This is a genomic window from Streptomyces cyaneus (genome assembly GCF_004028635.1).
Taxonomy (GTDB): Bacteria; Actinomycetota; Actinomycetes; order Streptomycetales; family Streptomycetaceae; genus Streptomyces; species Streptomyces cyaneus.
In genome coordinates, this window is the sequence record NZ_RQJW01000009.1 from 250,866 (window position 1) to 270,214 (window position 19,349).

The following is a 19,349-nucleotide window of genomic DNA, read 5'->3' on the forward strand; positions in this document are numbered from 1 at the left end:
GCGCCTCCCCAACCACCCCTAGGGCGGTCTGCCCAACTCCGCTCAAAGGTAACCGGGTTCTTGCCCCCGCAGCACCCCGCCTGTTCCCATGGTCGTGGGGTGATGGTGCATGAATGGACTGCGCGTCATACCGACCTGGCGGCACGGCCAGGAACGGCTCTACGTCTGCCGCACGGACGGGCAAAACCTCGCCTGGTACGACCGTGAGGCTGCCAGGATCAACCTGCTCAGCGAGGATCGCAGGGAGGATGTGCTGGAGGCGCTCGGCCCCTTCGTCACCGGACCGGTGACGGTGGGCCCGCCGCCGGTCCCCACGCCTGCCGAGCTGGCCCGGCTGACCCTGCACCCGGACGACGACCTGGCGCCCAACCGCCCCGGCGAGGCGCTCCTGGTCTCCCTCGACCGGGATCCGGCGCCCTCCCGCCGGCTGCGCCGCCCCGACCCGCGGCGTCTTGCGCTGACGGCGGAGCAGACGGTCGGCCAGGCGCTGGACCGGATGGACCGTGCGGGCTGGCACGCGCTGCACTCCGTCCCGCTTCCCGGCGGTGACCGCATCCACCACCTCGTGATCGGCCCCGGTGGGCTGTTCGTGCTGCACAGCCTGTACGCCCGTAAGCAGAAGGTGACCGTCGCCGACCCGATGGTCTCCCTCGGGCGCCGCGAACCGTACCCCCTGCTGCGCCGCGTCCGCGCCGACGCCGACCGGGCCTCTTACGCCCTGACCGCCGAGGTCCGCCCGGTCCTCGTGCTGGTCGGCCCGGCCGACGTGGCGATTCCCGGGCCGTTGCGGGGGGTCCGGGTCCTCAGGGACACGGAGGTGGAGGGGCTGGCCCGGCTGGGCGGGCTGCTGAAGCCGGCGGATGTGGAGGCGCTGCATGCGATGGCTCGGGACCGGCGGGTGTGGGGTGCCCCCGGCTGAACGGTTCGGGTTGGCCCGGTTGCCGGCCCTGGGGGCTGCCGCCCCCAGACCCCCGCTTCGGCCCTTAAGGGGCCTCGTCCTCAAACGCCGGACGGGCTGGAATCCTGGACCGGCGTCAAAAGGTGACTGTCAGGGCAGCGCGCCCGCCCGGTCCGTATCGAGCAGCGGAGCCAGCAGGTCGCCGTAGTCCTGGAGGCGTGGGGCGATGTCCGGGGCGAGGAAGGTCAGGGCGCGCGGGGAGCGGCAGTCCTGTACCTCCTGCCAGGTCACCGGCGCGGACACCGTCGGCTCGCGGCGGGCGCGCAGGGTGTAGGGCGTGGCCGTGGTCTTGCGGGCGGCGTTCTGGCTCCAGTCGACGAAGACCTTGCCGGGCCGCAGGCTCTTCGTCATCCGGTGCAGCACGAGCCGGGGCATGGCCTTCTCGGCCTCCACGGCGAGTTCCTTGGCGTACTCGGTGGCCTGCTCGGAGGGGGCCGGCCGGATGGCGGCGGCGAGGTGGAGCCCCTTCGAGCCGGAGGTCTTGGCGTACGCCTCGATGCCGTCGGCGGCCAGACGCTCGCGCAGCCAGAGGGCGACCTCGCAGCACTCGACCACGGTGGCGGGCGAGCCGGGGTCGAGGTCGAAGACCAGTCGGTCGGCCTCGCCGGGCGCGTCGATCAGCCACTGGGGCGTGTGGAACTCCGTGACCAGGTTGGCCGCCCACATCAGCGAGGGCAGATCCTGCACCAGCACCATCCGCGCGGGCCCCTCCGCACGGGGCACCTCGGCGGTGGTGACCCACTCGGGCGTACCCGGCGGCACGTTCTTGGTGAAGAACACCTGTCCGTCCGGCCCGTCCGGGTAGCGCAGGAAGGACACCGGCCGGTCGCGCAGATGCGGCAGCAGTACGTCGGCGATGGTCGCGTAGTAGTGCAACACCTCGCCCTTGGCGAACCCGGCCGCCGGATACAGCACCTTCTCCAGGTTGCTGAGCGCGAGCCGCCGCCCCTCCACCTCTGTGATCGGCGTCATAGGATGAGAATCACATGAAATCGGCCGTAACCGCCTTGAAAGGTGCTGAACGTGCGATCCATCTGGAACGGCGCCATCTCGTTCGGCCTGGTCAGCATTCCGATCAAGGTGGTGAACGCGACCGAGAGCCACTCGATCTCCTTCCGCCAGATCCACACCGAGGACGGCGGCCGGATCCGCTACCGCAAGTTCTGCGAACTGGAGGACCGCGAGGTCAGCCAGGGCGAGATCGGCAAGGGGTACGAGGACGCGGACGGCTCGATCATCCCCATCAGTGACGAGGACCTGGCCGAGCTGCCGATCCCGACCGCGAAGACGATCGAGATCGTGGCCTTCGTCCCGGGCGACCGGATCGACCCGCTCCAGATGGACGCGGCGTACTACCTCGCCGCGAGCGGCGCCCCGGCCGCCAAGCCGTACACCCTGCTGCGCGAGGCGCTCAAGCGCAGCAACAAGGTCGCCATCGCCAAGTTCGCGCTGCGCGGCCGGGAACGGCTCGGCATGCTCCGGGTCGTCGGCGACGCCATCGCCATGCACGGCCTGCTCTGGCCCGACGAGGTCCGCGCGCCCGAGGGCGTCGCCCCCGACACCGGCGTCACGGTCCGCGACAAGGAACTCGACCTCGCGGACGCCCTGATGGACACCCTCGGCGAGGTCGACCTCGACGATCTGCACGACGAGTACCGCGAGGCCGTCGAGGAGGTCATCGCCGCGAAGGCGGCCGGCGAGGCCCCGCCCACCGCCCCCGAACCCGCCGCCGGCGGCAAGGTCCTCGACCTCATGGCGGCCCTGGAGAGCAGCGTGCGCGCGGCGAAGGAGTCCCGTGGCGAGGAGCCGGAGGAGCACGCCGAGGTCAGACGCCTGCCCCAGCGCAAGTCGGCCAGGGCGGCCCCCAAGCAGCCGGCGGGCAAGAAGTCGACGGCGACCAAGAAGGCAGCGGCGAAGAAGACGGCGGCCTCGGCCAAGAAGTCGACCTCGAAGACGGCCCAGCAGGCGAAGAAGACGGCGGCCAAGAGCACGGCCAAGTCCACGGCGAAGAGCACGGCCAAGAGCACGGCGAAGAAGACCCCGGCCAAGTCGGCCAAGAAGACGGCGAGCCGCAAGCGGACGGCGTGAGCGGCCCCCTGAGTGCCTCACCCCACTCGGCGCAGCGCCAGCACCGCGTTGTGCCCCCCGAACCCGAACGAGTTGCTGAGCGCCAGGTCCCCGTCCTGAGGCAACGCGCGCGGCGCCCCCCTCACCACATCCAGGTCGATCGCGTCGTCGACCGCCCCGCCCCCCACTGTCGGCGGCACCACCCCGTGGTGCAGCGTCAGCACGGCGGCGACGGCTTCTACCCCGCCCGCTGCCCCCTGCAGATGCCCGAGGTGTCCCTTGAGGGCGGTGACCGGTACGGACCGTCGACCGAGCACCGCCCGCAGCGCACCCGCCTCCGCGAGGTCGCCCTCGACCGTCGCCGTGGCATGGGCGTTCACATGGACGACGTCCCCGACCCCGCCCCCGGCGTCCCGCAGGGCCCGCCGCAGGGCGAGCGCGATGCCGCTGCCGGACGGGTCGGGCGCGGCCATGTGGTGGGCGTCGGCGGAGAGGCCCCAGCCCGCGGCCTCGCAGTAGATCCGCGCTCCCCGGGCCCGTGCGTGCTCCTCGGCCTCCAGGACGAGGATCCCCGCCCCCTCGCCGTTGACGAACCCGCCCCGGTCCTTGGCGAAGGGCCGGGAGGGCGAACCGTCGGCCGGGTCCCCGTCGGCCAGGGCCCGCATCGCCGCGAAGGACGCCATGATCGCCGGCGTGACGACGGCCTCGGCGCCGCCCGCGAGAGCGACGTCGATCCGCCCGTACCGTATGCGGTCGATCGCCTGCCCTATGGCCTCCGTCCCCGACGCGCACGCGCTGGTCACGGTCCGGGCCTCGCCGGTGATGTGCAGATCGAGCGAGACCTGGGAGGCGGCCTGCGAGGGCACGGTCATGGGAGTGGTGAGCGGTGAGACGGCCCGCGGCCCGTTCTCCCGCAGCTTCCGGTCCCCACCCACCAGCACGGACGCGTCACCGAGGATGGCCCCCAGACTCACTCCCACCCGCTCCGGGTCGATCCCGCTCTCCCGGGTGCCGCCCGCCACGAACCCGGCGTCGCCCCACGCCTCCCGAGCGGCCAACACCCCGAACCGTGCTGCCCGGTTCATCCGCCGGGCAACGGGCCGAGGCAGCAGCCGACCGGGATCCACGGGTACGACCCCGGCGACCCGCACGGGCAACCCGTCGAACTCGGGATCCGCCAACTCGCGTATGCCGTGCCGTCCGTCCAGCAGTCCCTGCCACAACTCACCGACCCCGACGCCCAGCGGCGTGACCGCCCCGAGCCCGGTCACGACGACTCTGCGGGGTGCGGACGCGGCGGCCTCGCTCATCAGGGCATGCCCCCTCTGGTGATTGAAAGGGAAACATGCCCAGATTTCTCAGGTCCTGCACGTCCGTTCGAAGTGCGGACCGGGTCGGCGCCGTCCCCGTCTCATGCCAACTGTGCGTCGATGAACGCGAGCAACTCCTCTTTCCGCCGGTGGAGATAGAAGTGGCCCCCCTCGAAGACCCGGAGGTCCAGCCCCTTCGTCGTGACGTCCGACCAGGACTTCAGGTCCTCGATCGTGCACGCGGGGTCGCGGTCGCCGCCGCACGCCGTGACCGGAACTCCCAGCCGGTGCAGGTGCGTCGGGCGGTACTCGGCGAGGATCCCGAAGTCCGCGCGCAGTGCCGGCATGATCACGGGCCGCAGCTCGGGGTGTTCGTAGAGATCGGCACCCTCGGGGTCCAGCAGGCGGACGTAGTCCAGGATCTCGGTGTCGGTCGGGGCCGGGCGGGGTGCCTGCTCCTTGGGGCCGCGGGGCCTGTGCCGGCCCGAGACGATCAGGCGGGTGAGGGTCCGTCCGGGGTCGTCCTCCAGACGGCGGGCCACCTCGTACGCCACCGACGAACCCATGCTGTGGCCGAAGAGGGCCAACGGCACGTCGTCGGTCAGTTCCTGCCGCAGGGCTGTCGTGATCGTGTCCGCCAGCTCCTCCATCGTGCGCGCGCCCGGTTCGTACAGGCGGTCCTGGCGGGCGGGGTACTGCACCGCCACGACCTCGACCCCCGGTGGGGCGAGCGCGGCCCAGTCGTGGAAGGCGACCGCCGCTCCGCCCGCGTGCGGGAAGCACAGCAGGCGGATCCGCGCGTCGGGCACGCTCACGCCCCGAAACCACAGGGTCCGGATGTCCGGGACACTCACGACTCCGCCTCGAACTCGGAGAGGAGGGCGTCGAGGGCGCCGTCCGCGGCACCGCTCCGCTTCATCTCGCAGATGCTCATCGTCATGTCTTTCAGTGTGACCGGTTCGAGGAACAGCTGGATCGGTACGTCGATGCCCAGCTCGTCACGGAGCCTGCCGGCGAGGTGAACGGCCGTCAGCGAGTCGCCGCCCGCCTCGAAGTACGTCCGTGCGAGATCGGCGGCGCCGTTCAGATCCAGTGCCTCGATCACCAGGGCGGTCACCGCGGCTTCGAGTTCGTTGTCCGGGGTGGGTGCCGTGGCGTCGGGCGCCGCTTCCTGCGACTCCTGCAGATCCTGTAGCTCCTGCGGCTCCTGTGCCACGGGCCGCCGCAGCGTCAGCGCGCCGTAGCTCTCGCCCGCGAACGGGTACGTCGGGAGCTGCACCCGCCGTACGTCACCGCCAAGGGCGGGCCAGGTCACCTCCTCGCCTCTCAGCCATGCCTCGCCGTCAGGGGCGGTCGCCGTGTCCCGGCGGCCCCCGGCCGACGCCGTGAGCTTGTCGGCCGCCTCCGCTGCCGTACCGGCCACGACATAGGCGCGTACGGGCATCCCGACCCGGCCCGTGCGCAGGGTGTGCGCGACGTCGGCCAGGGACGGGGCGTCCGGCTCGCGCAGTCTTGTCGCCAACCGGTCGGCGAGTGCGGCGAGTTGAGACTCGGTGCGGGCCGACAGTGGCAGGACCACCGGGTGTGCGGCCGTGCTCACGGGTGTCCGCCGCTCGGGCGCCTCCTGCACCACCACATGCACATTGGTGCCGCCGATGCCCACCGACGTCACGCCCGCCAGCCGGGGCAGGTCCGCACGGCGCGGCCACTCCTCCGCCTCGGTCACCAGCCGCAGCGGCGACTCGTGCAGGGCGGCGACCGGGCTGGTGACGTCCACCGTCGGTACCAGCGTGGCGTGCTCCAGCATCAGGATCGTCTTGATCAGCGCCGCCGCCCCGGCCGCCGCGTCCGCATGCCCGATGTTCGACTTCACCGAGCCGAAGCCGATGGCCGCACCGCCCGCGAAGGCCGCGCTCGCCGCCTCCAGCTCGATCCGGTCGCCGAGCTCCGTCCCCGTCCCGTGCGCCTCCACGTACTGCGCCGCCGCCGGCTCGAGGCCCGCCGCCGCCCACGCCTCCGTGATCGCGGCCGACTGCTGGTCCACCCCCGGAGCGGTGAAACCGACCTTGCCGGCCCCGTCGTTGGTGACCGCCGAGCCCCGGATCACCGCGCGCACCGGGTCACCGTCGGCCAGCGCGTCCTCCAGCCGGCGCAGCACCAGCACGCCCACGCCACTGCCGGGCACCGTACCGGCCGCCTTCTCGTCGAAGGGGCGACAGCGGCCGTCGGGGGAGAAGATGCCGCCCTGGTAGTGGACGTAGCCCTGCTTGCGCACGCTGCCGATGGCCACGCCGCCCGCGAGGGCGGTGTCGCACTCGCCGAGGAGGAGAGCCTGGACGGCCAGGTGGACCGCCGTCAGCGAGGTCGAGCAGGCCGTCTGGACCGTCATGCTCGGGCCGTCCAGGCCCAGGCGGTAGGAGATCCAGGGCGCCAGGAACTCGCGGTCGGTGAGGATACGGACCTGAAGGGCACCGATCGACGCCGCGAGCGCCGGGTCCGTGCCGGCCGCCAGGGCGTGTTCCGTCGGGCTGCCGCCCACGTACACGCCGGTGCGGGACGGGGCGGCCAGCGGGGCGTATCCCGCGTCCTCCAGGGCGGACCAGGCGGTCTCCAGCAGCACGCGGTGCTGCGGGTCCAGCGCTGCCGCCTCCGTGCGGTTGAAGCCGAAGAGGTCCGCCTCGAAGCGGTCCGCCTCCGGAAGGCGGCCCTGAGCGGAGACGTACGCGGGATTGCTCAGCTCCGCCGCGTCCGCTCCGTCGGCCAGCAGCTCCTTCTCGGTGAAGCCGGTCAGGGAGCAGACGCCGTCGCGCAGGTTGGCCCAGTACGTGTCGAGGTCGGGGGCGCCGGGGAAGCGTCCGCTCATTCCTACGACGGCCACCGCGGACTCAAGGTCGTGCGGTGCGGCTTCCTCGGTCGTCATCGTGTCGTGCCTTTCCTGGAACGGAGTTTGTGCAGGGCTGCCTGGCGTTGACGGCGATCGCTTCCTCGCCGGGCCGCCTCCTCGTGGGGTGCGGGGTCCTCGGCCGTACTGTCGAGGTGGGCCGCCACGGCGGCGACCGTCGGGTGCCGGAACAGGTCGATCAGGGTGAGGTCCCGGTACTGCGGGTGTTCCTGGAGCGCCGAGAGAACCGCCAGCAGCCGTACCGAATTGCCGCCCAGATCGAAGAAGTTGTCGTGGACGCCGACCCGGTCCAGGGTCAGCACCCGCTGCCACACCTCGGCCACGCGCTGCTCGCCGGCGGTGCGCGGCGCGGCGTACGACTCCGTCAACCGGGGCCGCCGTACCGAGGGCTCGGGCAGCCGCGCCCGGTCGATCTTGCCGGAGCGGTTCAGCGGCAGCTCCGGGAGGCGGACGAAGATCTCCGGGACCATGTAGCCGGGCAGCCGTAGAGCGAGAAGGGCGCGCAGGGCCTCGTCCGAGGGGACCGTGTCCGGGTCCGTGCCCGTGCCCGTGTTCGTGCCGGTGTCCGTGCCCTTCCCGACCACATACGCCACGAGCCGCTGCTCGGCGCCTTCCCCGCGTACCGCCGCCGCGGCGACCGTGATGTCGGGATGGCCCGCCAACAGCGCCTCGATCTCGCCCAGTTCGATGCGGTAGCCGCGCAGCTTCACCTGGGAGTCGCCGCGACCGAGGTAGTGCAGCACGCCCTGCGCGTCGATGCGGCACAGGTCCCCGGTGCGGTACATCCGGCTGCCGGGCGGCCCGTACGGGTCGGCGACGAAGCGCTCGGCGGTCATGCCGGGCCGGCCGAAGTAGCCGCGGGCCAGGGAGGCGCCGGCGACGTAGAGCTCGCCCGTCACACCGACCGGGACCGGGCGCAGCCGTCGGTCCAGGACGTAGGCGCGGGTGCCCGGGACCGCGTGGCCGATCACCACGGGCTCGCCCGGGCGCAGATCGGCGGTGGTGGAGTACACCGTCGCCTCGCTGGGGCCGTACGCGTTGACGATCCGGCGGCCCTCCTCGGCGAGCCGCTCGACCAGTTCGGCCGGGCAGGCCTCGCCGCCGACCGCGAGCGTGCGCAGCTCGGGCAGGGCGCCCGGGGCGCGGGGCAGGGTCATCGCGGCGGACGGCGGCAGGAAGACGTAGGTGATGCGGGAGTCCCTGAGCCGCGTCTGGAGCGCCTCGCCCAGCCGCTCGTCCTCCTGCGCGATGTGCAACTCTGCGCCTGCGACCCAGGGGAAGAACAGGTCGGAGACGGCCACGTCGAAGCCGAACGACACGAACTGGAGGACTCGGTCCTCTGCGGTCACCGGGAAGACCGGACGGACGTTCACCGCGAGGTTGCGCAGGGCGCGGTGTTCGACCGCCACGCCCTTGGGGACGCCGGTGGAGCCGGAGGTGTAGAGGACGTAGGCGAGGTCGCCGGGCGCGCACGGCACGGGGTCGAGTGCCGTGCGGGTCTCCGTGTCCTCGTCCACCCGCAGTTCCGGTACGTCCGTCCCCGCCAGGCCTGTCGTCTCCGCCGCCGTGAGGAGCAGGGACGTGCCCGAGTTGGTGACCATGTAGGCGAGGCGGGCGGCGGGATGCGCCGGGTCCAGCGGCACGTACGCGCCGCCCGCGCGCAGTACGGCGAGGGCGGCGATGCCCATGTCGGCGCCGCGGGGGAGCAGGAGGCTGACCCGGTCTCCGCGGCGTACGCCGCGCGCCTGGAGGCGGGCTGCGAGGGCGTCGGCGCGCTTCAGCAGTTCGCGGTATGAGAGGCGCAGGTCGCCGCAGACGAGCGCGGTGGCCTCCGGCCGTTCGGCGGCTTGGGCTGCCACGAGATCGGGGACCAGGTGCGCCTTCGGGGGTGCTGCGTTTTGTTGCCTGGCGGCTGCGGGTTCGTTGTGGCTGGTCGCGCAGTTCCCCGCGCCCCTTTGGGGCGCGTTGCCGCCCAGGGCGAGTAGCCGTTCTGTCTCGTCCGCGGGCAGCATGTCGACGGTTGACAGTGGCGCCTCCGGGTGGTCCAGCAGACCCTCCAGCAGCGTCTCGAAGCAGCGCACCCACCGTCGTACCGTCGCCGGGTCGAACAGGGCGTCGCGGTAGATCAGATACGCGGCGAGATCCTCGCCCCACTGCTCCACCTGGAGGTGGAAGTCGAACTTGGCGGTGTCCAGCACTACATGGACCCGCTCGACCTCGGCGCCTGCCAGGCCCAGCGTCAGCTCGGTGTCGTCGTCGTAGCCGAACATCACCTGCACGACCGGGTCGTGGCTGATCTCGCGCGCCGGGGCGACCGCGTTCACGACCGCTTCGAAGGGGGCGTCCTGGTAGGGCTGGGAGTCCAGCAGCGCGGTGCGCAGGCGGGCGATCAGGTCGTGGTACGAGGGGTCGCCGGACAGGTCGACGCGCAGAGCGAGGGTGTTGGTCAGCATGCCGACCATGTCCTGGAGTTCGGGGCGGTCCCGGCCGGAGACGGGGAAGCCGATCACCAGGTCCTCGGAGCCGGACAACCGGCTCACGAACGCGGCGTACGCGGCGAACACCGCCATGAACGGCGTACCGCCGCGCCCCCGAGCCGTCTCGGCGACCCGTTCACGGACCCGGGCCGACAGCGTGAACCGCTCGGTACCGCCCGCCGCCGAACGCACCGCGCCGCGCGGCCGGTCCAGCGGCAGCGCGACCGTCTCCGGAGCCCCGCGCAGCCGCTCGGTCCAGTGCGCGACCGAGTCGGCGTACTCGCCCGCCGCCTGCCGCTCCCGCTGCCAGGCCGCGAAGTCCGGGAACTGGAGGGGGAGTTCGGGAAGAGCGTGGCGCAAGCCCTTGGTCTCGTTCTCGTACCCGGCCGACAGCTCGCGCAGCAGCACGCCCAGCGACCAGCCGTCGCAGACCAGGTGGTGGGCGACGAGCAGGATGCGGTGGGTTCCGTCGGCCACGGCGTACAGCGTGCAGCGCAGCAGCGGCCCGGCCGCCACGTCGAAGGGGCGGGCGGCCTCGGTGCGCATCCGCGCCTCCACCTCGGCCACCGGCACGTCGCGCTCCACGCGCGGCTGGACACGCCCGACGGCGGAGACGATCTGCAGCGGCACCCCGTCGGGGCCGGTGCGGAACACCGTGCGCAGCGACTCGTGCCGGGCGACGAGCGCGTCCAGGGCACGGCCGAAGGCGGCCGGATCGAACGGCCCGCGCACGGCGAAGGCGGCCGGCACATGGTAGGTCGCGCTGCCCGGGTCCATGTGGTCCAGGACGAGCAGCCGGGCCTGCGCGTCCGAAGTCGGGAACTCGTACTCCTCGTACTCCTCGTCGTCCCCGGCGGTGCCGATGTCGTCAGCGTCCATCTGCCTGTGCTCCGTCCCCCGTGCGGTCCCTTGCCAGTACGTCCTCCACGGCCGCGGCGATCGCGCCCACCGGCCCCGGTGTGAGCACATCGCTGTGCTCGCAGTCCAGTTCGTGTACGTCCACCCCGGCCGAGCAGCCCTGCCACGCGGCGCGCTTCTCCTCGGTCGTCGCCTCCGAGGTGCGGGTGGCCGAGAAGAGGGTCACCCTGCCGTCGTAGGGCGACGGCTGCCAGGCGCGGGCCATCTCGATGTACCGCTCCATGGCGGCGACCAGGGTGTCGAGGCGCTGCTCGTCGAGGTCGGCGAGGAGCGCGCTGTGCGCGTGGACGCGTGCGACGACCTCGGCCCGCTCCAGCGGGCCCGGCCCGGCCGCAACCCCGGGCAGCGCGTTGCGCAGCAGGTTGCCGAGCGCCACCTGCTCCACGACCGCCGGGTCCAGCGGCACGCGCGCCACGTCCGCAGGCTTCGGCATCGAGTCCAGGACGGCGACGAGCGCGACCTCCTCACCGGCCGCGCGCAGCCGCACCGCCAGCTCATGGGCGAACGGTCCGCCGAAGGAGCGGCCCAGCAGCAGATACGGCCCGTGCGGTCGCACCGCCCGGATACGCGGGAGACAGCGCTCGGCCAACTCGCCCAGTGACTGGGGAAGTTGCTCGCCGTGCAGCACCGGCGTCTGCAACGCGTACACCGGCCGCCCGGGGGCGAGGTGCGGCAGCAGCGCCGCGTACCCCCAGCCGAGCCCCAGCCCCGGGTGAAGGCAGAACAGCGGGGGCAGGTCGCCCTCGCGACGCAGGGTGAGCAGCGGGGCGTAGGCGTCCTCGTCGCCCCGGCCCTTGTCCGAGCCATTTCCATGGCCCGTGCCATTGCTCGTGGTCTTGTCCTCGTCCGCGTCCGCCCGTCCCGTGGCGAGGCGCGCGGCGAGCGCGGCCGGTGTCGGGGCCTCGAACAGCGTGGCCGGCGACACCCGTGCCCCGAGCTCGGCGTGGATCCGGGCGGTCAGACGCAGGGCGAGCAACGAGTGGCCGCCGTGCGCGAAGAAGTCGGCGTCGGGGCCCAGCGCGTCCACCCCGAGCGCTTGCGCGAACAGCGCGCACAGCCGCTGCTCCCGCCCCGGCCGGGCCATCCGCCCGTGGCCCGGCAGGACTCGCTGCGGCTCGGGTTCGGGCAGCGCGGCCCGGTCGACCTTGCCGTGCGCGGTCAGCGGTACTGCGTCGAGGGCGGCCCACGCCGACGGCATCAGATGCGCCGGCAGCGTGCGCGCCGCATGCTCCCGTACGAGGTCCAGGTCGCCGCCCACGACATACGCGACGAGCCTCTTGCCGCCGTCCGGCCCGGGGCGTGCGGCCACCACGGCCCGCTCCACGCCCGGGCAGGCGGCCAGGGCGGCCTCGACCTCGCCGGGCTCGATCCGGAAGCCCCGCACCTTGACCTGGTCGTCGCCGCGGCCCATGAACTCCAGCTCGCCACCCGGCTGTCGGCGCACCAGATCGCCCGTGCGGTACATCCGGGCGCCGGGCGGCCCGTACGGGTCGGCGACGAAGCGTTCGGCGGTCAGGTCGGGTCGGTTCAGGTAGCCGTGGGCGAGCCCGGTGCCGGCGACGTACAACTCACCCACCGCTCCTGCCGGAACGGGACGCAGAAGGTGGTCGAGGACGTAGGCGCGGGTGTTGTCCAGGGGCCGCCCGATGGGCACGGACGCGCCGACGTCATCGGTCACCCGGTGGGCCGTGGCGAACACGGTCGTCTCGGTGGGTCCGTAGCCGTTGACGATCCGCGTGCTCGGGCAGTGCTCGCGCACCCGCCGCACCGCCTCGGGCGCGAGGACGTCGCCGCCCGCCCACACCTCCCGCACGGTGCCGAGCACCTCGGGCGCCATCTCCGCGACGGTGCGCAGGAGTTCGGCGGTGAGCCACACAGCGGTGACGCGCGTTTCGGGCAGCAGCCGCTTCAGCAGGTCGGGGGTGACGGGGCCGGGCGGGGCGACCACGACCGTGCCGCCGTTCAGCAGGGGCACCCAGGTCTCGTAGGTCGCGGCGTCGAAGGTGTGCGGGCTGTGGAGGAGGACGCGCTCGTGGGCGCCGCCCGCGAAACGGGTGTCGGCGGCGAGCTCGACGACGGCCCGGTGCGGGGTGAGGATGCCCTTGGGTTCGCCCGTCGAGCCGGAGGTGTACATCACGTAGGCGGGGGATTCGGGGTGCGCGGCCGCAGTCGGCGGTACGACGGCGTCGGTTCCGTCGAGGTCCGACGTGCCCAACGTGCCCGACATGTCCAACACGGTCGATGCGTCCAACGCCCGTACGTCGTCCGCCAGTTGCGCGCTCTCAGCCGTAACTGCCACCCGCGCACCAGCCTGCGCCACCAGCGCCGCCAGCCGTCCCGCCGGGGCCGCCGGATCCAGTGGCAGACAGCACGCGCCCGCCTTCAGCACCGCCAGCTGTGCGACGACCAGGCTCACGGACCGGGCCAGCGGCAATGCCACCGTGTCGCCGGGCCGCACCCCCGCCGCCCGCAGCCGCGCCGCCAGCCGGTCGGACGCCGCGTCGAGACCGCCGTACGTCAACACCTCACCGTCCGCCTCGACGGCGGGCGCGTCCGGCGTACGGGCCACCTGCTCGGCGAAGCGCCCGGGAATGCTCAGTGCCTCGGGCGCCAGGGGCAGCGGACGCACCGGCCCCTCGGCCAGGGCGAGCAGCTGTCGCCGCTCCTCCTGCGGGAGGACGTCGAGCCGGGCGGCCGGCGTGCCGTGCGCGGACGTCAGCGCCTCGAAGGCGCGCGCCAGGCGGGCGCCGACCGTGGCCGCTGAGATGCCCCGGCGGCAGCTGATCCGCAGCAGCATGCGTTCCCCGGCGACGACGGCGACCGTCACCGGGTAGTGCGTCGCGTCCCGCGTCTCGACCAGCTCGACGGCTGGAGTGGGCCCCTCGGCGCGCGGGAAGTTCTCGAACGCCAGGACCGTGTCGAAGAGCTCGCCCACTCCGGCCGCCCGCTGCACCTCCGCCAGCCGTACATGGTGATACGGCGCCAGCCGCAGCTGCTCGCTCTGGACGCGGGCCAGCAACTCGTCGACGCCCTCACCCGAGCGCAGCCGGATCCGCACCGGCAGCGTGTTGATGAACAGCCCCACCATCCGCTCGACACCGGGCAGATCGTGCGGCCGCCCGGAGACGACCGCGCCGAACACCAGGTCCTCGGCACCGGTCAGCCGGGCCAGCACCAGGGCCCAGGCGGTCTGCGCCACGGTGTTGACGGTGACGCCCGCGTCCGCGGCCCGGCGGGTGACCGCCGCCGTCAGCTCGGGCGTCAGCTCTACGTCGACGGTGTCCTCGGCCCCGCCCGGTCCGCCCGGTCCGTCCGGTCCGCCCGGCCCATCCAAGCCATCCGGGCCGTCCTGCTCACCCGGGGCAAGCAGCGCGGGCCGCGTCAGCCCGTCCAGCGCCTCACGCCAGGCTGCCTCCGCCCCGGCCTGGTCCTGGCCGTTCAGCCAGACCAGGTACTGCTTGAAGGGCACAGTGGGCGGCAGCTCGGCCATGCCCGTCGTCAGCGCCTCCAGATCCTGCGCGAGCAACGGCAGCGACCAGCCGTCCAACAGGATGTGATGGAGCGTCAACAGAAGCTCGGCGCCCGTGTCGTGTCGTACCAGCGTGGCCCGCACCAGCGGGGGCCGGGCCAGGTCGAAGCGGCGCGCCCGGTCCTCGGTCATGAGACGCGCGAACGCCGCCTCCGTCCCGTCCCGCCCGCGACCCGTGCAGTCGGCCTCCGTCCACGGCACCTTCACCGCGCGCGGGATCACCTGCACCGGCCGGTCGACTTGCTCGTGCCGAAAACACGCCCGCAGATTCGGGTGCCGCTCCAGCAGCGCGGTCACCGCGGCCCGCACCGCCTCGGCCGTGACGCCGGGGGCGATCCGGAAGCGGGCCTGCACCAGATACGGATCGGGGCGGTCCGGATCGCGCAGGGCGTGGAAGAGCAGGCCTTCCTGGGCGGGGGAGAGCGGCAGTACGTCCGCGATGCGTCCGCCCATCAGTCCTCCTCCTCATCGTCCAGGTCGAAGTCCAAGTCGCCTTCCAGGAGAGCGAGCTGGTCCGACGACAGGTCGACCAGCGGGAAGTCGGAGCTGGTATGCCCACCCGTGCCGTCCCGGCGGGCGTGCTCGACCAGTACCTCGATCGCCTCGCACCACAGCCGGGCCAGCTCCAGCACCTCGTCCTCGCCGAGCACCCCGCGCGCGTACGAGAAACCGGCGCTCAGACACAGCCGTCCGCCGTCCCGCTCCAGGACCAGCGCGTCCACCTCCACCGCATGGCCGAGCGGCAGCGCCTCGGCGGCCATGCCGAGCAGTTCGCCGTCGGCCGTGTCACCGCCGGAGAACCGGCCCAGGTAGTTGAAGCGCAGGTCCGGGACGGGCAGCGCGGCCAGCTTCGGGGCCGTGTCCGGGTTGAGGTGGCGCAGCAGACCCCAGCCGAGACCACCCGACGGGACCGCCCTCAGCTGCTCCTTGACCTGCTTGAGCGCCTCACCGGCGGCGTCCCGCGCGGGCTGCCAGAAGTCCGGGCCGAGCGTGCCGCCCGCGTCCAGCCGGACCGGGTACTGGGTGGTGAACCAGCCGACGGTGCGGGAGATGTCGGCGGGCTCGGAGAGCGCCTCGCGGCCGTGGCCCTCCAGGTGGACCAGCAGGCCGGAGCCGGACTGAGGGGCCGCGCCCCGCCGCCGTACCGCCGCCGCGGCCAGTGCCGTCAGCAGCACGGCGTCCGGGCCGCAGTGGAAGGCGGCGGTCACCTCGGACAGGGCCGCCTCGGTGACCTCGGGGGTCAGCTCGACGGTGAGCACGGCACGGCTCGCCCCGACGCCCCGCCCGCCCGCGATCCGAGCGTCCGGGCCGCTCAGCATCCGCTCCCACCAGGCGGCCTCCGTGTCGGCCAACTCGGGCCTGACCGCCTCCTGCGCCAGCAGCCGCGCCCAGCGCGCGAAGGACGTGCCCGGGCTCCGCGGCAGCCGCTCCCCGGCCGGCCCGGCCGGCCCGGCCGCCAGCCCGTTCGCCAGCTCAGGTCCCAGCAGCCGCCAGGACACCCCGTCCACCGCCAGATGGTGCACCGTCAGCAACAGCAGCCCCGGCTGACCGGAGGCCGGGTCGAGCCAGGTGGCCCGCAGCATCTCCCCCTTCTCCGGGTCGAGCCGCACCGACGCCGCCAACTCCTCGGCCGACGCCCGCGGATCGGCACCGACGGCCACCTCGACGCGCTCGACAGCCACGCCGGGAACGTCCTCGGGAACCTCCAGCTCCCCGTCCACCAGGCGCATCCGCAGCACGCCGTGCCGCTCGGCCAGCCCGCGCACCGCCGTCTCGACGCGCTCCAGGTCGACGTCCCGCGGTACCGGGAACACCATCGACTGCGTGAACGCGGCCGCGTCCGCGCCCTGTTCACGCCACCACCGCATGACGGGCGTGAGCGGGAAGCGCCCTGTTCCGCTGTCCTCGCCCAAACCGAGGTCCGCGGTCTCTCGTGCCGTCAGCGCGAGCGCGGCGGGCGTACGGGCCGTGAAGACATCACGCGGCGCGATGCCGAGCCCCGCCCCCGAGGCCCGCCCCGCGAGCTGGATCGCCATGATGCTGTCGCCGCCCAGCCGGAAGAAGTCGTCGTCGGCGCCGACCCGTTCGACGCCGAGCACCTCCTCGAACAGGGCGCACAGGGCGACTTCCCGGACGCCCTGCGGAGCCCGCCCGGCGCCCCTCGGCCGGCTTCCCGGCACGGGCAGCGCCGCCCGGTCCAGCTTGCCGCCCGGCCCCAACGGCAACTCGTCCAGCACCACCACGTCGGCCGGCACCATGGCGGCCGGCAACCGCCCGGCGGCATAAGCCAACAGCGCGTCCGGGACCGGGGCGCCCTCGCCGCCGCCCACGACGTACGCGACGAGCCGCTGCCTGCCCGGCCGGTCCTCCCGTACGACGACCACCGCCTGCCGCACCGAGGGATGCCCGGTGAGGACGGCCGCGATCTCGCCCGGCTCGATGCGCAGGCCGCGGATCTTCACCTGGTCGTCGGAGCGTCCCAGATACTCCAGCTGACCGTCGTCCCGGCGGCGGGCCAGGTCACCCGTGCGGTACATGCGCTCGCCGGGCGGCCCGTACGGGTCGGCGACGAACCGCTCGGCGGTCGCCCCCGCCCGCCCCAGATAGCCGTACGCCACGCCCGGCCCCGCCAGATAGAGCTCGCCGCACACCCCGGGCGGCACGGGCCGCAGCCGCTCGTCGAGGACGTACGCGCGCGTGCCCGGGAACGGGGCGCCGATGGGCGGTGCCGTGCCGTCGCCGGTCAGCGGGCCGGAGACGGTGGCGCCGACGGTGAACTCGGTGGGCCCGTAGGCGTTGTGGAACCGGCGTCCGCCGACGGCCCAGCGGGCCACCAGATCCGGCGGGCAGGCCTCCGCGCCCACGGTCAGCGAGCGCAGCTGCGGGTACTCCCCGGCCGGCACGGTCGCCAGCACCGAGGGCGGCAGCAGCGCACAGCTGATCCGCCGGCCCGTCAGCACATCCGCGAGGTCCTGCCCGACCAGCGGCCCCTGAGGCGGTACGACCAGGGTGCCGCCGGACCCGAACGCCATGCACATCTCACCCACGGAGATGTCGAAGGCGGGCGAACCCAGTTGCAGCACCCTGCTGTCCGCGTCCAGTGCGAGCGCGTCCACGAGACCGCGCGTGAGGGCCGTCAGACCCGTGTGCGGGACGACCACGCCCTTGGGGCGGCCGGTGGAGCCCGAGGTGTGGATGACGTACGCGGGCGCCGAGTGGTCCAACTTCCGTGCTTCCAGCGGCTGTTCGTCGTAGGCGCGGTCGTCGAGGACGAGCGTGGGGACGTCCGTCTCCGGCAACGCCCCGAGCTCGCCGGCCACCAGCAGGACCGGCGCCGCGTCCTGAAGCGCCAGCCGGATGCGCTCCGGCGGGTAGTCGGGGTCGATCGGGAGGTACGCGGCGCCCGTGCGCTGCACCGCCAGCAGCGCCGGGACCATGGCGGCCGTGCGGCCCAGGGCGAGGGCCACGATCCGGCCGGGGCCCGCCCCGTGCCGGGCGAGGTGAGACGCCAGCCGGTTCACGCGGTCCGTCAGCTCGGCGTACGTCAGCCGCAGGTCCCCGGCCTCCAGCGCGAGCGCGTCGGGGGTGCGGGACGCCTGCCGGGCCACCAGGTCGGGAAGGGCCAGCGGCTCGGGGGCGGGCCCGCCGGAGCTGAGCTCCGCCAACCGGCGCCGGTCGGCCTCGGGCACCAGTCCGACCTCGGTGAGCGGCACCTCGGGGTCGGCGGTGAAGCGACGCAACAGCTCCAGGTAGGCGTCCGTCCAGTGCCGTACGGTGTCGGCGCCGAAAAGGGCCGTGCGGATCTCGAAGCTGCCCTCCATCGTGCCGTCGTCGGAGTCACGGACGATGCCCACCAGGTCGTGCTCGCCACCGGTGTGGATGCGCTCGGGCTCGCTGAACTCCCGCAGCGCGGCCACACTGCGCTGCTGGGTGAGGTGCATGAACACCCACTGGAACAGCGGGGAGCGCCCGGCGCTGCGGTCCGGCGCGACCGCCGAGACGATCCGGCCCACCGGCACGTCGGCGTTGGCCATCAACTCGGGGAAGTCCGCGGCGAACCTGGCCAGTACGTCGGCGAAGGAATCCCCCGGCCGGATCCGCCAGCGGGTCGGGATGGCGTTCATGACGTACCCGATGACCCGCTCCAGGCCCTTGGCCGCCCGGTTGGCCGTCGGCGTGCCGAGCACCATGTCGTCGGCGCCGGTGAGACGGTGCGCCAGGACCGCGAACGCCGCCATCAGGACGACGTACACGGAGGCGCCGCGCTCCCGGGCCAGCGCCCGCACCGCCTGGGCGGTCGGGGCGTCGACACGGAACGGGACCTGCGCGATGTCATCGCCCGTGCCGCCCGTGCCGCCCGTGCCGCTCGTGTCCCCGCGGCTGCCCGGCACGGTGAGCGCTCCCGGCGGATCCGCCAGATAGCGGCGCCAGAAGTCCAGCCGTGCCGCGAGGACTCCAGCCTCCTCCAACTCGCCCTGCCAGGAGGCGAAGTCGGCGTACTGGATGAGGTGCCGTGACGTGGTCGTGCCACTGCCGTCGCCGCTGCCGATGGCGTGGTGGGCCTCGGCGAACTCGGCCTGGAGCACGTCGAAGGACCACCAGTCGGCGATCACGTGGTGCAGGCTCAGCATCAGCGTGGTCCGCCGCTCGTCGACGGTGACGAGGCGGGCCCGCATCAGCGGCCCGCCGGCCAGGTCGAAGGAGCGGCGTCGGAAGGTCTCGAAGGCCTGAGCGATGGTGGTGCCGGTGCCGCGCAGGTCCTCCCGCTCCAGGACGAAGCGGTCCTCGTGCGGGAACGTGACGTACAGGGCGCCCGGCTCGCCGCCGATGCGCGCCCGCAGGATGTCGTGATGGGACCGGACCAGGGTGAGCGCCCTCTCCAGCCGGCCCGGGTCCACGGGCTGGTCGAAGTGGTAGGCGCTGCACAGGTTGAGCGCGGGAGTGCCGGGATACAGCGACTCGTACACCCACAGGTCCTCCTGCGCGGGGCTGAGCCGCACCGGACCGTCCCCGTCCCGCGGCGGTACGACCGCCGGGATCAGGCTCAGCTGCCCGGACTCCACGAGCCGCCGCATCAGCCGGACGCGCTGCTCCGCGCTGAGCGCGCTGAACCGGTCCGCCATCGAGGCACCGGTCGCCCTGGCCGCCCCCGTTGTCTCCGTCACGCCACGTCCTCCCGGACCATCGC

At 73.5% G+C, this 19,349-nt stretch carries 8 protein-coding genes and 1 pseudogene; 2 read left to right on the forward strand and 7 right to left on the reverse strand.

The features are described 5' to 3' along the window. Positions 1–109 precede the first annotated feature (109 nt). Complete coding sequence (locus EHO50_RS31530; RefSeq protein WP_128434636.1) at positions 110–919, forward strand: nuclease-related domain-containing protein; 810 nt, start codon at positions 110–112, stop codon at positions 917–919. A 129-nt stretch (positions 920–1,048) separates the two neighbouring features. Here EHO50_RS31530 and ligD read toward each other — a convergent pair whose 3' ends face one another. Then, positions 1,049–1,930 carry a non-homologous end-joining DNA ligase gene (ligD, locus tag EHO50_RS31535; RefSeq protein ID WP_128434637.1) on the reverse strand — a complete coding sequence of 294 codons (882 nt, stop codon included), beginning with the start codon at positions 1,928–1,930 and terminating at the stop codon, positions 1,049–1,051. 51 nt (positions 1,931–1,981) lie between these two features. On the opposite strand from ligD, the gene ku reads away from it, so the two are divergent. Then, the gene (ku, locus tag EHO50_RS31540) at positions 1,982–3,046 is read left to right on the forward strand and encodes a non-homologous end joining protein Ku (protein ID WP_164904992.1); all 1,065 of its coding nucleotides are present in this window, start codon (positions 1,982–1,984) and stop codon (positions 3,044–3,046) included. Between the two features lie 17 nt (positions 3,047–3,063). On the opposite strand, the pseudogene EHO50_RS31545 reads toward ku, so the two are convergent. The 6 genes and pseudogenes from EHO50_RS31545 to EHO50_RS31570 form a co-directional block, all read right to left on the reverse strand. Next, a pseudogene (locus EHO50_RS31545) lies at positions 3,064–4,326 on the reverse strand (beta-ketoacyl-[acyl-carrier-protein] synthase family protein); the annotation flags it as partial. A 110-nt stretch (positions 4,327–4,436) separates the two neighbouring features. Beyond that, positions 4,437–5,150, reverse strand: coding sequence for a thioesterase II family protein (locus EHO50_RS31550; RefSeq protein ID WP_246101605.1), 714 nt, complete (start codon positions 5,148–5,150; stop codon positions 4,437–4,439). Between the two features lie 35 nt (positions 5,151–5,185). Beyond that, entirely contained in the window at positions 5,186–7,255 is a 2,070-nt protein-coding gene (locus EHO50_RS31555; protein WP_128434641.1) for a beta-ketoacyl synthase N-terminal-like domain-containing protein, read from the reverse strand. Continuing rightward, positions 7,252–10,593, reverse strand: coding sequence for a non-ribosomal peptide synthetase (locus EHO50_RS31560; RefSeq protein ID WP_164904993.1), 3,342 nt, complete (start codon positions 10,591–10,593; stop codon positions 7,252–7,254). The genes EHO50_RS31555 and EHO50_RS31560 overlap by 4 nt, the downstream gene beginning before the upstream one ends. Next, on the reverse strand, positions 10,583–14,614 hold the full coding sequence (locus EHO50_RS31565; protein ID WP_128434643.1) for a non-ribosomal peptide synthetase: 4,032 nt from the start codon (positions 14,612–14,614) through the stop codon (positions 10,583–10,585). Before EHO50_RS31565 ends, EHO50_RS31560 begins: the two co-directional genes overlap by 11 nt. Then, the gene (locus EHO50_RS31570; RefSeq protein ID WP_128434644.1) at positions 14,614–19,326 is read right to left on the reverse strand and encodes a non-ribosomal peptide synthetase; all 4,713 of its coding nucleotides are present in this window, start codon (positions 19,324–19,326) and stop codon (positions 14,614–14,616) included. Before EHO50_RS31570 ends, EHO50_RS31565 begins: the two co-directional genes overlap by 1 nt. Positions 19,327–19,349: the final 23 nt, after the last annotated feature.

Bases quoted from the DNA above. Each gene is read 5' to 3' on its own strand.
- EHO50_RS31530 (WP_128434636.1), top strand. From the start codon at position 110: ATGAATGGACTGCGCGTCATACCGACCTGGCGGCACGGCCAGGAACGG.
- ligD (WP_128434637.1), bottom strand. From the start codon at position 1,930: ATGACGCCGATCACAGAGGTGGAGGGGCGGCGGCTCGCGCTCAGCAAC.
- EHO50_RS31555 (WP_128434641.1), bottom strand. From the start codon at position 7,255: ATGACGACCGAGGAAGCCGCACCGCACGACCTTGAGTCCGCGGTGGCC.
- EHO50_RS31560 (WP_164904993.1), bottom strand. From the start codon at position 10,593: ATGGACGCTGACGACATCGGCACCGCCGGGGACGACGAGGAGTACGAG.
- EHO50_RS31565 (WP_128434643.1), bottom strand. From the start codon at position 14,614: ATGGGCGGACGCATCGCGGACGTACTGCCGCTCTCCCCCGCCCAGGAA.